General features: G+C 44.9%; 10 protein-coding genes. 3 read left to right on the top strand and 7 right to left on the bottom strand.

What is annotated here, in order from left to right; all coding sequences use genetic code 11:
* Positions 1–84: 84 nt before the first annotated feature.
* From R3D00_19065 to R3D00_19045, 5 genes are read right to left on the bottom strand one after another with little or no spacing between them, the layout of a single operon-like run.
* Positions 85–1,170, bottom strand: coding sequence for an amidohydrolase family protein (locus tag R3D00_19065; protein ID MEZ4775294.1), 1,086 nt, complete (start codon positions 1,168–1,170; stop codon positions 85–87).
* 20 nt (positions 1,171–1,190) lie between these two features.
* Positions 1,191–2,060, bottom strand: coding sequence for a cation diffusion facilitator family transporter (locus R3D00_19060; GenBank protein ID MEZ4775293.1), 870 nt, complete (start codon positions 2,058–2,060; stop codon positions 1,191–1,193).
* A gap of 35 nt (positions 2,061–2,095) precedes the next feature.
* Entirely contained in the window at positions 2,096–3,379 is a 1,284-nt protein-coding gene (locus R3D00_19055; GenBank protein MEZ4775292.1) for a hypothetical protein, read from the bottom strand.
* 42 nt (positions 3,380–3,421) lie between these two features.
* Positions 3,422–4,168: a hypothetical protein gene (locus R3D00_19050; protein MEZ4775291.1), complete on the bottom strand. Its 747-nt coding sequence runs from the start codon at positions 4,166–4,168 to the stop codon at positions 3,422–3,424.
* A complete protein-coding gene (locus R3D00_19045; protein MEZ4775290.1) occupies positions 4,161–4,736 on the bottom strand; it encodes a sigma-70 family RNA polymerase sigma factor in 576 nt (191 codons plus the stop codon). The genes R3D00_19050 and R3D00_19045 overlap by 8 nt, the downstream gene beginning before the upstream one ends.
* Before the next feature lie 163 nt (positions 4,737–4,899).
* Between R3D00_19045 and R3D00_19040 the strand changes: the two genes are divergently transcribed.
* The gene (locus R3D00_19040; GenBank protein ID MEZ4775289.1) at positions 4,900–7,503 is read left to right on the top strand and encodes a hypothetical protein; all 2,604 of its coding nucleotides are present in this window, start codon (positions 4,900–4,902) and stop codon (positions 7,501–7,503) included.
* On the opposite strand, the gene R3D00_19035 is transcribed toward R3D00_19040, so the two are convergent.
* Positions 7,469–11,080, bottom strand: a complete 3,612-nt coding sequence (locus tag R3D00_19035; GenBank protein MEZ4775288.1) for a CHAT domain-containing tetratricopeptide repeat protein — start codon at positions 11,078–11,080, stop codon at positions 7,469–7,471. The two genes, R3D00_19040 and R3D00_19035, sit on opposite strands and share 35 nt — an antisense overlap.
* 90 nt (positions 11,081–11,170) lie before the next feature.
* Here R3D00_19035 and R3D00_19030 point away from each other — a divergent pair, with 90 nt between their 5' ends.
* Entirely contained in the window at positions 11,171–12,580 is a 1,410-nt protein-coding gene (locus R3D00_19030; protein MEZ4775287.1) for a serine hydrolase, read from the top strand.
* Here the strand turns inward: R3D00_19030 and R3D00_19025 are convergent.
* Positions 12,561–13,454, bottom strand: a complete 894-nt coding sequence (locus tag R3D00_19025) for an EcsC family protein (GenBank protein MEZ4775286.1) — start codon at positions 13,452–13,454, stop codon at positions 12,561–12,563. The genes R3D00_19030 and R3D00_19025 overlap by 20 nt on opposite strands.
* An 80-nt stretch (positions 13,455–13,534) precedes the next feature.
* Between R3D00_19025 and R3D00_19020 the strand changes: the two genes are divergently transcribed.
* Positions 13,535–14,671, top strand: coding sequence for a cystathionine gamma-synthase (locus tag R3D00_19020; GenBank protein MEZ4775285.1), 1,137 nt, complete (start codon positions 13,535–13,537; stop codon positions 14,669–14,671).
* Positions 14,672–14,684 lie beyond the last annotated feature (13 nt).

Genomic DNA, 14,684 nt, shown 5'->3' with positions numbered 1-14,684 from the left:
AGTTACAATTTTCTGGCGGAAATTTGCGACTGCTTTACGGATATATACTGAAAGAGCTACATTTTCCGTCAGGGTTGGCAATCTTTACATACCATTTTCGATTCTAAGGATTCTGGCTGCATTTTTATAGTAAAATTTTTGCACAACACTGTCGGGAAGTTCCAACGCTTTTGTTTTTACCGGAAAGGAGATCATCGGGCTATTGTAATTCATCGAATCTTTTCCTCCGAAATAGGCCCAGTCTAGTTCCAGAATTTTTCCCAGATAGGATTGCTCACTTTGAAGGCTTTCCTGGCTGAGTGTTGACTGTGGCTCACTCGTACCCAAATCGGTTCCATACAATACGCGGTCCTGATACCGGATCATAAAATTATGCATTTTTTCGAAATCCTGCCGGGTAAGATCACCTACTCGTGCCGCCGTCTCGACATAAAAGTTGGGAAAACGGTCCAGGCGCTCCGCTACCATATCTACGTCGTGCGACATACTGCCCATATGCGCACCGATAATGGTGAGATTGGGGTTTCTTTCCACCCAATTGTCTCTGGCCTGAATGATTTCTTCATACCGCGGGATCTCCGGATGGTGGAATGCATGATATTGCGGATGGTCTCTGAAATAATTGTAATGCGGGTTGCCTGGCTCCAGTTCCCGCCAGGCTTGCAGCGGTTCTCCGATATGTGCAATGACTGGTATGTTATTTTCTGTCAGGTAGTCCCAGATGGGTTGTAGTCTGGGGTCGTCTATCTGTATAAATTTTCCAGCGGCGTCTTTGGTCACCATTCCGAAGTTTTTCCAGACTTTTACCATTCTTGCACCCGCAGCTATATGGCTTTTGATCATCGCGATTTTTTTTGCTGCGTAATCGGGTGCGTCTATGCCGGTGCCATCAAACCCACTGCACAGAAAAAAGGTTTCCGGATGTGCCTGTTGGTGTGCAACCATGGCATCCCACCTTTGCTGGTCTTTGACCGAATCACCCAGCGCAACGAGGATAAGAATCGTACGCATATTCCACTGGCTGAGTAAAGCAGGCAGAGAATCTCTGTCGTAATTGTAGTGGGTATGCACGTCTATCCGTGGAAAGGGCGCCTGGGAAGTTTCGGAAGGAGTAGTAGCCGTATTACAGGCAAAAATTCCGGCCAGCAAGATCAGGTACAGATTTTTCATAAGCGGGGTTTTATAAAAAGTTATTCTCGGTCAGGCTCAACATGGACGATAATATCGGCAATTTCCGGGATATGGACTTTAAGGGAATCTTTAAGATTATGTGCAATGGTATGACCTTCTCTTACGCTGATATTCCCATTTACTACCAGATGTAAATCGACGTAATAGGTGAAACCGGTTTTTCTCACAAAACATTTTTCCGTGTCGATCACCCCTTCTACTTCCCGGGATATGGCTCTGATTTGAAAAACCAGGTCATCGTACTGGTGTTCATCCATGATTTCCCCCAGTGCTGGTCTGAAAATCAGGTAAGCATTGTACAGAATAACGACGGAGGTAAATAAAGCTGCCCAATCATCGGCGGTTTCGTACCCATCTCCGCCAAACAATGCAATAGAAATACCGATCATAGCTGCAAGTGAGGTAATGGCATCGCTGCGGTGATGCCAGGCGTCAGCTTCCAGTACGGTACTTTTTGTTTCTTTTCCTTTGCGGGAAACGATTCTGTAGGCGATTTCCTTAATCAGTACGATCCCCAGAAGAAAATACAAGGTATAGGCTTCCGGAATTTTGTGTGGTGTGCGAATATGTGCAATACTTTGCACGGCAATCAGGATAGCCGAAAATACAAGAAAGGTACAAACCAGAAACGTGGCGATGGGTTCTGCTTTGCCATGTCCGTAGGGATGATTTTCATCGGCGGGTTTTACAGCGATTTTTAACCCCATATACACAATCATCGAAGAAAATATATCTGTCGTAGATTCAATCGCATCGGCCATCAGTGCATAGGAATGGCCCAAATAACCGACCAGCCATTTGCCAATTGCGAGCAAAATATTCAGGATGATGCTAAAGATACTGGTTTGGATCGCCGATTGGTTTTTCATGAAAATATTTACCCTGTTCAATTCTAGAGATACGCTTACCCTTTCAGCCACTGATCATACCAGTCAAAAGCTTCTTTTTGCATGGCTGCGTCAAATTTGTGGGGCCCGGGATAATAAGAGCAGCGATAGTGGTCCCCGGCTCCTGCTTTTTGAAAGGTTTCTTTGAGGATGTTGTCGGCGCGTTTCATTTCCGGAAGGGTATAGAGCGAATCGTCTTCGTCATTGAGAACCAGTGTGGGCAATGGCGCTCTGATGGCCAATATTTCTGGAAAGTCAAGCTCCGGAGGAAGCAGGGGTACATAGGTCATCCAGGTATGGGTAAATGACTTATGAAGCAAAAAGTCTTTCCATGTCGACATAAAACCCACGCAGACCGCGCATTTGATTCGTGGATCCAGCCCTCCGGCAAATGCGGTACGCATACCGCCGCCAGACAGCCCGCCACAACCAATATTTTCACTGTCCACATCTTCTCTGGCACATAATACATCCAACGCCCGTTGATCCTCAGCCAGAAATACACCTGGCCAGGTGGTGCCGGCACAAAAAAGTGATTTGGCCATGATGTGTTCGTGTTCTCCCGCCCAGCGGTTGTAGGCTTCGATATTTTTGGAGTCTTCAGGATTTTCGTCACTCAGACCGTTTCGGTTGTATTCGGGCACATCATTGAGCATGACTCTCCGGCTGGCAAATGGAAAAGCATCGGATACCAGCACTACATATCCTCTTTTGGCGATTTCATTGGCCCAGGCTTTCCCGCTGTAGTATTCCTGTTGGTGGACAATCATGTCCGGGTGTTGCTGGTCGGAAGTTTTGGTGATTTTGCGTTTTCCAAAATACTTATTTCCTCCATGATCATGGAAGGCGAGAATTCCAGGGAGTTTCCCGGTAGCACCTGCGGGTTTGAGCACAATGGCTTCTGTCGGCTTGCCATAGGGCAACTGCCAGGAAATTTCTTCTACCTGAAGGCCGTCGTAGGTATAGGTTTTATGAATGGTGACGACCGGTACGCCTCCCGTGTCGGGAGAGGCAATTCTTTCGAGGACTTTGGCCCGGGCGATTTTTTTCCATTTGGCGAGGTTTTTAAACTTCTCGTTGCGGAAAGAAAAAGAAGGGATTTTATCCCCGACAATCGAAGCTGCCCACGGACCGTAGGCACCGATCATGTTGAGTTCTGTATTGATAGATGGCATAGCAGAGTCGTATAAAACAGATTCAAAGGGTTGAGATGTCCATCCGGAAGGAATCAGGCTGAATCCTGCCGCTGCGGCAGCAGTAAGTTTTACAAATTTTCGGCGGTTGAAGGGTGGGGTGGGCATAGGGAATTATTTTGACCAAAATAAACATTCCCCCTGAAAGATTTATTTCCAGGACGATATTTTGCTCAGAATCCCTTTGGCCTCCTGTTGCCGGTAATGACCTGTATGGGCTGCGATTGACTGAAAATGCTGTATTGCAGCCGTTTTGTTTTCCTGGCGCAGCCGGATGAGTCCCAGATACCATTCTGCCTGTTGGGAAAATTGATCGTCCTGGGTTCTGAGTACCTTTTCCAGATTTATTGCAGCATTTGCAAATTGATTATCTGCCAGCTGAGACATGCCTGTATAAAAAAAATATGCGATTTCTGAAGTATCCGCCAGACTCAGTTGCTCAAGAATATCAGTGGCTGTGCGATAATCCCTGCTTTGATAAGCGGCGGTAGCCTTCGCCAGTAAGCTGTCCTGCCCATTTCCTCTTATGGTGGTTTTGAATTGATAGGGGACATAGTTTTCTGCAAATAGTTTCTCAGCATCCGGTGTCCCGGAAGAATTGAAATAAAGGAAAACAGCTATCAGCAGGGCAATCGCAGCAGCCACTGCGTAAACCATTGGTGGAAGGAATTTGCGAGATGTCGATACCAGGGTTTCTTTATCTGTCTTTTTAAGTATTTGGACAAACTTATGCATCTCATCATCTGTGATGATGGCGCGGAGCTTTTTTTGCAGATCGAGTTCATCGCGAAAGGTCTGATTTTCGCGGTACAAACGTTCCGTTTCAGCTTTTTCAACATCCGTAAGCGTCGCTGAAAAATACTTTTCAATCAGGCTGTCGTAATGTTCATTAATCATTGATAATCAGCTCTTTAAATGAGGGGTCGTGTCTTATTGACTGGATTAGCTGCTCTTTACAGGTAAATTTCTTTTTCCGGATATAGGAAAGTGTTGTATTAAAATGGTCAGCAATTTCCTGCATGGGGACTTTTCGAAAATATTTCTCCAGCACACCTTTGCATTGTTCACTCAGTGAATTAAAATAATGAAAATATAGGCGATACTCTGCTATCTGGAAAATAGCTTCAAGCGTATCCTTGTCAGGGTCCAGAAATTCCTGATCGTCATTTAGTTGTTCTTCTTTGAGCTTGCGGGACTTTTTAAACCAGAGATTGCGGCAAACGCTTATAAGAAAGGTCTTGACAGAAGCAACTTCTGAAAAGTTGCCCGATCGTATTCGCTGAAAGAGGACCATCATGGCTTCCTGAAACAAATCCCTTACCTCTTCCTCATTGCAGCTGTACCTTTTTAAGTAGCCAACGACTGCCGGTAAGTGATTTTTGTATAAAAAACCTACAATCCGGGGATCACTTTGCCGTAAACCTGCAACTATATCTTTTTCAGTATATGTTCTTCTCCCAATCATAGGTTTTCCAAATCTAAGGCAAATTTATACGAATGCTGGTCAGTGATTTATATTTTTTTTTACCCAGCGGGTAATGTTTTGAATTCTGAGGGTAGTAAGGGTTATGATTTCAAAATTTTTCATAACAACAACACATAACTTAATCATTAACATTATGTATCGCATGAATCGAATTTTAGGATTTGCCTTTCTGGCTTTGCTCTTTGTACAAAGCCAGGCCTTTCCCTCAAATACTCCTATGTCCCGGATTGCTGCTGCTGGCGAACTGGAAACCCGGTTGCAACAGGTATTTCAGGTTTCTCAAATCAGTGCAATCACAAATGAAAATATAGATAGAGCCAGGTATACGGCAACGGCTACAATCGCAGGGGTTCCTGTAAATATTCAGGCAGGTCTGGATGCGGGAGACAATTTTTTGGATATAAATCTGACCTTTACCAAACCTATAGGTTTTGCGGAATTGATTCAGTCCTTCGCCTCCATAAAAAATAAAAACCTTGCCAGTGCGATGAATCTGGCGAATGTAAATGATCTGAAGTTTAATTTTAGTCAAAGTGGTACCAGTCAGAAAGTGACACTTTCGGGAAAACCCTTAAATGGACAGGCGGAAATGGAAGGAAGGATTTCTGCTGATATCACGGGGGTGCCAGCCCTGATGATTGCTTTCAAAACCAATAGCCAGCTGGATTATGCATCAATCTCGCCTCAGTTAAAGCCATTGAATGCAGTCCGCAACCAAATCAATAATATTGTGATCGCTTTGGCAACTTCTGATTTTAGTTCAGGTGCTTATAGTGGTCTTGCGCTGAGCGCAAATTTTCCTTCCACTCTCAGACAAGGATTTAGTATTGTGAGTGGTTATCAATTACCCGTGCGAATCCAGAATCAATATCCCCGGTTTACCGTTTACGGGAATGCCCAGTTAAGCAAACTTTTTCTCGATGGGAGTTATCAGGCAGAGATGAAGTTGTTTGAAAAAGATGGTTGGGGAATGTCGTTTAAGAAAGTAGGAATAAGCACTGAAATCCCGGTTCAGGTAAATGCCATCAATATCGAGCCTTATGTCGAACTCGGCTTTATGGTTGATCGGCAGCCACTGACTTTTTATGGTTCGCTTTCTGCAGAAGTTGCAGGAAATGTTGGCCTTACCGGGAGACTTACGGGAGACAAAGGAATGTACAAGCCGCCATTGATCAACATCCCGGTATATTTTGATAACCTGGGAATTGGCGGCAAAATCAACGTGGCTTCGGGTTATCCTTCACAATTGGCAATGAGTGGCAATTGGCAGCTCGGAAATCAGCCCAATAGAAAGATGGGAGGCAATGTAGTGGTAAACGTTGATGTCAACAACCCGATGAATTCTGTATTTATTGGCGGTATTGACAATTTTGCCCCCGGGAAAGCGCTGGAAATTCTGACGAATGTTGCGATAACCATTCCGGCAAAAGTGGATCAGGTTTTTCATATCATAGCACCTTCCAAAGCTGATATGTATATAGTGCCTAATCTGAGTGGGGCAACCGTACTTGGGAAAAGTTATCCTGTCGGGATGTCATTTGCAATGAAAAAAAATGTGTTGGGGTGGAATGCTGATTTTCTGTTTAACCTCAATCAGCAGGGGATGTTGGTTACTGGTACTGCAGATGCAGTAAGGATGGGAAATACCTTTGAATTTACCGGAGCAAATGGCGTGGGCAATCCTGTAATGAGAATGGATATGACAATCGATAATCTCAACCGGATAGCTGCTTCCAATGATCCAAAGGTTGAAATCGGTAGAGTAGATGGGCGGTTAATCGTATTAGGATTGGTTGCAAACACCTATCTGAAACTTACGCCTTCCAGTTATGATTTTGACATGTATGGAAATGTGTTTGGTGAAATCAGGGGATCTTTAAAAGGTTCAGTTACCAATCTTTCCACACCCCTGCCCAATAGTTCTGTTACTTTTGTTGCGGATGCGGCAGATCTGGAAAACAAACTCCGCCAGTCCGGAGGCCTCGGCAGAATTTTGGTAAACGGATTTTCGGTGAAGTCTTTGGATTTTTCGGGGCGGCTTGCAGATATTCAATCCTCTATAAGTGCAAAAATAGAGTTTACCGTTTTTGGGAATTCACAAATTATTAATGTTGTCTTAAATCCCAATGCTGGAGGTATTGTCAAACAGATTGAGGCTGCTATTCGCAGAGAAGCCAACTATGCAGCCGGACTCGTTACTGGTCTTGACAAAGACATTGAAGGAGTTTGGGGTAGCTCGAAGAATGCCTTTGAAAAGGCTGTAAAGGAAATGGATGAGTTCTTTACAGGTTCTGACAAAAGCCGGAAAAAGATCAGGATGAACGGCCCTATGTTTATGTTGATCCATAAACCAACAGGACAGGCTTTGGGCACAACCTCAGTCGAAAAAGGAGAAGAACCGGTTGCTACAAGCCTCCCCCAAAAATACTGGCAGGTGATTCCCAGTAATGAGAAAAACTATTTTTATGTGGTTTCGACACTGGCCGGATATGATTGGAATGTAGAAGGGCATGCAGATAAAAACTATGCGCAGATATTTATGAAGCAGCATGCTGTGGACGACAGGGCGAATGAAAAAGTCATGGTGATTCCTGTTCCCAATGAACCTGGCTATTATTACTTTCGGTTTAAACATCACAAAGAAAAATACTACGCAACCTATAGCAATGGCCGTTTTTACCAGTTTGCCGGAGTTTCAGAAAATGCAAAATTCAGACTTGAGTATGTCGGGGAAAAGAATTGGTGAGTTTTTTGTTTCGTAAAAAATAAACCAGGAGACTAAAAGCGCAGAGTAATAAGGCCGTGATACCTATCAGGTATCCCCAATATGGGACAGAAACCAAAGGCGTAGTATCTCCCTGGCATATAAATCCAGCCCAGTAAAAAGGGCGTAGTGCATCCGGTTCTGCTGTCTCCAGATAGCGGGACCGGGCTTTTTTCAGGGCTTCATCGCGGGCATCTCCTTCTGCCAGGTATTCATAAAAATAACCCATTAGCTCTGCGGTAACAGCATCTTCTGCCGGCCAAAGACTCATCACAATCCCGGGTACCCCTGCATAAGCAAATGCTCTTCCCAGACTCATGACACCTTCCCCTCTCTGTAGTTTTCCAAAACCTGTATTACAGGCAGACAGTACAACCATACGAGCATTGAGCTGTAGTGGGAAAATCTCCCAGGGGTACAGATCGCCTTCATTGCCTTCTGCCAGCAGCGCGCTATCGGGTGTTGGCGAAAACAAGAGCCGGGAATTTTCCGGATAGTTGTCATCGACGATGGCATGGGTAGCCAGGTGGATTATCGAATAACCCCTGGACAAAGATTTAAATGCAGCTTCATTTGCGGCATCCCCGGTATATTGGGTTCCTTGAAAATATTTATTCAGTAATTGAATCTCCCGGGTTGTTCCGGGGAGTTCTGCCAGATCCGATCCTCTGATCGCTGAAGCATAAAGGGAGTCTCCGGAATAATGCTGATTTTGAAAGGAAGGCGCAAATGCCAGGTAACGATTTCTCAGCTTGCGGGAATATGGCTGGTCGGATAAATGGGCAAACAGGCTGGCAGAAAACGCATAAGATATGGCATATTTTTGAAAAAGATAAGGAAGGGTACGCCAATTGGTGTCTTCATTTTTTGCGGAAATCAAAACTTCAAAAGGCAGATAGGTAAGCAACCCGTCCGGTACAATCACCAGTGCCGGAGTCTGGATTTCCTCACCGATGGGTTTTATCAAAAGATTGTACAGGTCTACTGCCACATTGGAAAAGGCCTTCAGTTCAGCGTGGGGATTTTTGACCAGATTCAGGAAGGTAACGACCTGATCTTCAAAATTTTCCGGTAAAGGGACACGGCGTATAAATCTGGTTTTACCTGCTACGGTGATAAAAAGAGATTTATTTCCCAAAAAATAATTCACCAGTGTTTTATTTTTTTCTACTGCTGTTTGCTGTATGCTGTTTAGAAGAACGATTTCCTGTTTCATCACCAACGCCTCATATGCAGGATAGTTCTTCTGTAGATAATTTTGAAGGGTTTTATATTTTTCAGAAAGCGCAGAATAGGCATTTTCTCTGATCTCAAATAATTCCCGGTTCATGGCAGGGCCTTTGTTTGTTTCTTTTGCCAGCAGATTTTCGTAGCTCAGCATGAGCTGTAAATAATGTTTTTCCAGCGCCACAAGGCTATCGGGTATGCCGGCAAAGTGTTTTGCCTGGTTTTGGCGGAAAACATCATTGAGCGCTGCGGATTTGCTGCGTTCGGTGATTGCAAAAATTTCTTCTGCCAGCTGGTCGGTAGAATCTGCTTCATATAACACCCATGCAGCTTCAATAGCCGTTTCATAGAGTGCATGCGTCTGAGTTTGGAAAACAAGTCTGGAGTCTTCTTTTTGATAGTTATTGCGGATAGCTTCTGCCATTTTCATCGCCATTTTCAGACTTTCAAATGCAGATGTAGCATACTGGATATCGTTATTTTTCTGTTTGGATATGTCAAGGAGAATTTCTCCTTTTTCCTGAAAAAGAAGAAATTCTCCTACCGCATGATTATAGGCTTTATTTTCCGAAGGAAGATCATGGATCGATTTGGGGTGAAAATTGGGGTAAGCAATTGTGAAGGCTTTTTGATTTTGATCAAGGGCTTCCCAAAGGAGATTTTTCTTATGAAGTATTTTGGCAATACTGTTGTACGTCAGGTAGATATCTGATTTCCCTGCTTGTTGATTATGCTCGAAAACCCGAAGTGCCCGGTTGTAATCTGTCAGCGCATCCTCTGTTTTACCCCAGTCCCGCAGGATTTTAGCCCGATTGATAAAACCCAAACCTATATTGATATGAGTAGGCGGGTATTGTCGGGATTGAATTTCCAGTGCCTGATTGATCAGGAGAAATGCCCGTGGGTAGTCTCCGGTAGCAGCACAGGATACGGCCAGTTCAATCAATACATTTGCGAAAGCCGGGTGGTTTTCTCCTGATAAAATCCTGTACAATTCCAGACTTTTTTCCAGATAACGAACAGCGAGCGGCAAATTTCCCATTCGCTCATAAAGGGTTCCAATCTTGCCGTACAACTCTGCAAGCGCTTCCGGATCTTCATCAGAAGCCCCGAGCTGAATGGTCAGCGCCTTGAATGCAAAATCCAATGAATTGCGATAATCATGGGTATTAAAGTATAATTGCTGGATATTTGTGTAAATGGTGGCAACAAAGGATTCACTAACTTCCGTGGAAAGAGCCACAAAATCCAATGCTTCCTGAAAATAGAATATACTTTCTCTTACATTTCCAAGGCCTGCATAAGCTTTGCCGATCTTTACTTTCGAATTGATGATTAAAGGATGATTCTCTCCAAAGGCAGCGAGTGCATGAGCCTGCTCCTGTAAATAAAATGAAAGGGCCGTTTCATAATTTTCCCTCGTGAAATAATAATCTGCCGTATTACTTGCCAACACCATCAGTCTGTAATCCTGACTTTCTGATGATTTTTCGTAAATAACTTTCGCTTTATTCAGGTAATACATCATCGAGTCTCCCTGGCCTGTATTTCTGAAAATATTGGAAAGCGCCTGATAGGAATCACCCACATAGGGGTCGTCTGCACCCAGCAGGTCAATTCTGGCTTTGATGGCTTTTCGCTGGAAAAAAAACGCAGATTCATTGTTTGAAATTTGCTGGTAAGAGATGGCAATATTGCTCAGCAGGCCAGCCATAACTTCATCCACCGGGCGATTGATTTTTTCCATCATTTCCAAAGAACGGAGGTAATAGCTAATGGCAGATTTATAGGATTTATTCAGGTAGTCAATTCCTCCAATATCCATCAATATTCCGGCAACATCATCACTTTCAGCTCCATAAACTTTCGTCGCGACAGAGAGTTCTTCCAGAAATACCGATTTAGCCTGATTGTACTTTCCCGCTGCCTGCAACATCGTCGCAAGAGAATGAAGCGCCAGATCCGTCTGATCCCCGTGGTTTCCCGGTGCAAGCTTTAATACCTGGATTCCCTCTCGGAGAGATACAATCGCATCGTCATATTTTTTTTCTCCGATAGCCACTTTACTGATTCCGCGCAGGCATCGCCGGTAACTTTCCCACTGTGCGGTCTTTCTGTAAAATTCCCCTGCGATACGGTAGTATTTGAGCGAGCTGTCCCACTGCGCGGAATCCAGAAAAGCATCAGCGCGATGTTGCAGCTGGATGGCTTCTTCTGTCGTTTTCTGCGAAATACATGTATTTGGCAGAAAAAAAAATACCCATAAAAGAAAAGTATAGAGAAAATGTGGGATAGATTTGTTTGGGCGGGGATTATTATTTCGAATGATCATACTTTTTATTCCGGGTCTTAACTCTAAATTTACATGGATAAAGTAATTGTGCAAATGTTATTGTAAGGCTTTTTTCAATCCCGATATATCATGAAAATTCGAAAAAAATTCTTTTTCCCGGTATTGTTCTTTCTGATGGTTTTGATCGCTGTTATTATCTGGCTTTCCAATTCTTTGCTGCCGGTTGCAACCGGGTTTGCCGCCAAAACGATGTGCTCCTGTGTTTTTGTCGCTGACCGGGACGAAGAGTCTGTCCGGAAAATGGAACTGGATCGGTTTGCCGTCCGAAACACACGGGTGAAAGTGAACCGGGATGCCAAAAGTGCTTCAGCTTCATTGCTGGGTCTGGCAAAGCAGACGGCAATATTCCGGGAAGGGTTGGGTTGTACACTTGTACTGGGGATAACCGAAGATTCGCTCCGAAATCAGCCATACGCCAATCCCCGCACCAAACTTCCTGCAACGGATACGATGTTCTGGCCCACGGGAGACAAGGATACGTTGCCCGTGCCGGAGAATGTACAGATTGAAAAAGTGAAATTGGCCGTTGAGCAGGCCTTCGAAGAAAATAATCCCAACGGCTTAAAACGCACAAATGCAGTCGTCGTCGTGTACAGGGGGAAAATTATTGGCGAACAATACGCGCCCGGTTTTGATAAAAATACGCCCCAGCGGGGGTGGTCCATGACTAAAAGTATTACCAATGCAATCCTGGGTTCACTGGCGGAAGAAAGCAGGGTATCGGTTATCCAACCGATATATGCCCCGGAATGGGCATCTGGCGACCCGCGTGCAAGCCTTACGCTTGACCAGTTGCTGCGGATGAGCAGCGGGCTGGAATTTAATGAAATGTATGGATCATCCACTGATGTAACCCGGATGCTGTTTACCGTTGAAAATGCCGGTGCTTACGCTGCCTCCAAGCCGCTGATCCATCAGCCGGATGAAGTCTGGAATTATTCCAGCGGTACGACTAATATCATCAACCGATACCTCCGCTTTTTGTATCAGGACTATAATGCCTATTTGAGAATGCCTTACGAAAATGTATTTTCCCGGATCGGCATGTCTTCGGCTGTCATGGAAGTGGATGCTTCGGGGACTTTTGTGGGCTCCTCCTTTTGTTATGCTACGCCCCGGGACTGGGCGAAATTTGGGTTGTTATTTCTCAACAATGGCGTGTGGGGCGGCGATCGTATTTTGTCAGAAGGATGGGTGGACTATAGTCGAAAAAGAACGACAACTGATCCATATGGACGATACGGGGCTCATTTCTGGACCAATGGGACAAAACCTGTACCTGATGATAATGGCTATCATTATTGGCCCAATCTGCCGGAAGACATGTATTATGCTTCCGGCTTCGATGGACAGTATGTCGTAATTGTCCCTTCAAGGGATGTGGTGGTGGTGAGATTGGGGGTTACGACCGACCGGGATGCATTTGACATTGGCGAACTGGTCAGCGGTGTGCTGGACGCTATTCAATCTGAATATTGATCGTGTTTTTGCGACCTTTTTTGTCCAGCAGAAAGCGCTCCCGATACAACATAAATGCTGCTTCTCCCACGTCTTTCATGTACACGTAGTTAAATCCTCCGGAGAATACTGCACCCAGACCGGGTACCAAACCAATGGCTTTTTTGGTGATCGTGCGTTCAACGATTTCTTTAATGATCATTCGGGAAATAAAACTGGTTGCATTGCGTCCCAATTGTTTGGTGGTATAATCTCCTGCGACCTCTCCATATACTTCCGAATTTCTGCCTGCTTCAAAATCCTTTAATTCAGCGAGGGCGCGTTGTTTTTGAATCGTATCAGAAGAGGTGGAAATTTTGAAAATACGCATCATGTATTCCATTTCGTAGGCTTTATCTTCGGGAGTGCTATTTTCCCCGTTGAGGTCAAAACCATAACAAAGGGCAATCTGGTAAATGGTGCGAATGGAGAATGTAAACAATGCAGGCAGGTCAGCGATGAGTCCGGGCCAACCCACGAGGCCTGTTCCTACACCACTCAGCGTTGCCATACGGGTATTCTGGTCAATAAATTTTTCTGCGACATGATCCAGATCGTGAATGGATGATTTTTTCAGGTCGGGGACACTGGTGGCCGTTATTTCAAATTCACGGGTAGCCTTCAGGATTTCGGTAGAGTTTACCGTCCATTGGGTAACGTCCTGTAATTTTTCAACAATTTTTTCAGTGAGACCGGAAACACTTCCTTTTACCTCTTCAGGGGTTAGTTTATCCGTTACCCAACTAATCGGGCGGCTGACAAAATCGGTGGCGCGGTTTAGGAAACTGGGGCCTGAGCCTTTCCATGCGGCGATTTCGTCGAGAATTTTGCTTTCGGATGCGTTCAATTTAGCCATTGGAGAATTAAGTTTTGTAAATCTTCCTTACTTTTACAGATGTTTTAGTAGAATGGTTTAATATAAGAAGAAAAATTCAGATGAAATTTGGTACAAAGACAGTACATGCAGGGGTTTCTCCCGATCCTGCCACCGGAGCTATCATGACGCCGATTTATCAGACGAGTACCTATGTACAGGCCGCTCCCGGTGATCATAAGGGATATGAGTATTCCCGAACGCATAATCCAACACGTACCGCGCTCGAACAATCGCTGGCTGCGCTGGAAAATGGAAAATACGGCATCTGTTTTTCTTCGGGTATGGCTGCAACCGACGCAATCATCAAACTGCTCAATCCGGGCGATGAGGTGATTAGCTGCAACGATCTGTATGGCGGCACATACCGGATATTTACCAAAGTTTTTGGCCGCTTTGGTATCCGCGCTACATTTATCGATATGTCTGACCCTGCCCATTTTGCGGCTGCTATTTCTCCACAGACCAAAATGGTATGGATAGAAACACCTACCAACCCGCTGATGAATGTGATTGACATCAGTGAAATGGTGGCAATCGCCAAAGCCCACCAGATTACGGTGGTGGTGGATAATACTTTCGCCTCGCCCTATCTGCAAAATCCCCTCGACCTGGGAGCAGACCTGGTGGTCCATTCGCTCACCAAATATCTCAATGGCCACTCCGACGTGGTCATGGGGGCAATTATTACCAGTAGCGATTCGCTCAACGAGCAAATTCGGTTTATCCAGAATGCCTGCGGCGCGGTACCTGGCCCTCAGGATAGTTTTCTGACGCTCCGCGGGATCAAAACCCTGCATCTTCGTATGCAACGCCATTGTGAAAATGGGGCAAAAATTGCAGAATTTCTGTCTGCACATCCTAAAGTTGAACGCGTGTACTGGCCCGGACTTCCGTCTCATCCCAACCATTCTGTAGCAAAAAAACAAATGCGCGGTTTCGGCGGTATGCTCTCCTTTACCCTGAAAGATGACCGGATGGAAAGTGCACTCAAAGTGCTGAGCGGCACCCATTTGTTTTCCCTCGCTGAAAGCCTTGGCGGGGTTGAATCCCTGATCGGTCATCCTGCTTCCATGACGCATGCGTCTATTCCCCGGGAAGAAAGATTAAAAAGTGGATTGAAAGATACACTGATCCGGCTTTCTGTTGGAATTGAAGATGTAGAAGACCTTATAGAGGATCTTGACAGGGCGATTTAACACCCGATTTTGA

The organism is Bacteroidia bacterium (assembly GCA_041391665.1).
In the GTDB taxonomy this organism is placed as follows: domain Bacteria; phylum Bacteroidota; class Bacteroidia; order J057; family J057; genus JAGQVA01.
This window is presented reverse-complemented; position numbering and strand designations above follow the sequence as displayed.

Excerpts from the sequence above, each read along its gene's own strand:
- R3D00_19055 (MEZ4775292.1), bottom strand. The coding sequence starts at position 3,379 with ATGCCCACCCCACCCTTCAACCGCCGAAAATTTGTAAAACTTACTGCT.
- R3D00_19045 (MEZ4775290.1), bottom strand. The coding sequence starts at position 4,736 with ATGATTGGGAGAAGAACATATACTGAAAAAGATATAGTTGCAGGTTTA.
- R3D00_19035 (MEZ4775288.1), bottom strand. The coding sequence starts at position 11,080 with ATGATCATTCGAAATAATAATCCCCGCCCAAACAAATCTATCCCACAT.
- R3D00_19030 (MEZ4775287.1), top strand. The coding sequence starts at position 11,171 with ATGAAAATTCGAAAAAAATTCTTTTTCCCGGTATTGTTCTTTCTGATG.
- R3D00_19050 (MEZ4775291.1), bottom strand. The coding sequence starts at position 4,168 with ATGATTAATGAACATTACGACAGCCTGATTGAAAAGTATTTTTCAGCG.
- R3D00_19065 (MEZ4775294.1), bottom strand. The coding sequence starts at position 1,170 with ATGAAAAATCTGTACCTGATCTTGCTGGCCGGAATTTTTGCCTGTAAT.
- R3D00_19060 (MEZ4775293.1), bottom strand. The coding sequence starts at position 2,060 with ATGAAAAACCAATCGGCGATCCAAACCAGTATCTTTAGCATCATCCTG.
- R3D00_19040 (MEZ4775289.1), top strand. The coding sequence starts at position 4,900 with ATGAATCGAATTTTAGGATTTGCCTTTCTGGCTTTGCTCTTTGTACAA.
- R3D00_19020 (MEZ4775285.1), top strand. The coding sequence starts at position 13,535 with ATGAAATTTGGTACAAAGACAGTACATGCAGGGGTTTCTCCCGATCCT.
- R3D00_19025 (MEZ4775286.1), bottom strand. The coding sequence starts at position 13,454 with ATGGCTAAATTGAACGCATCCGAAAGCAAAATTCTCGACGAAATCGCC.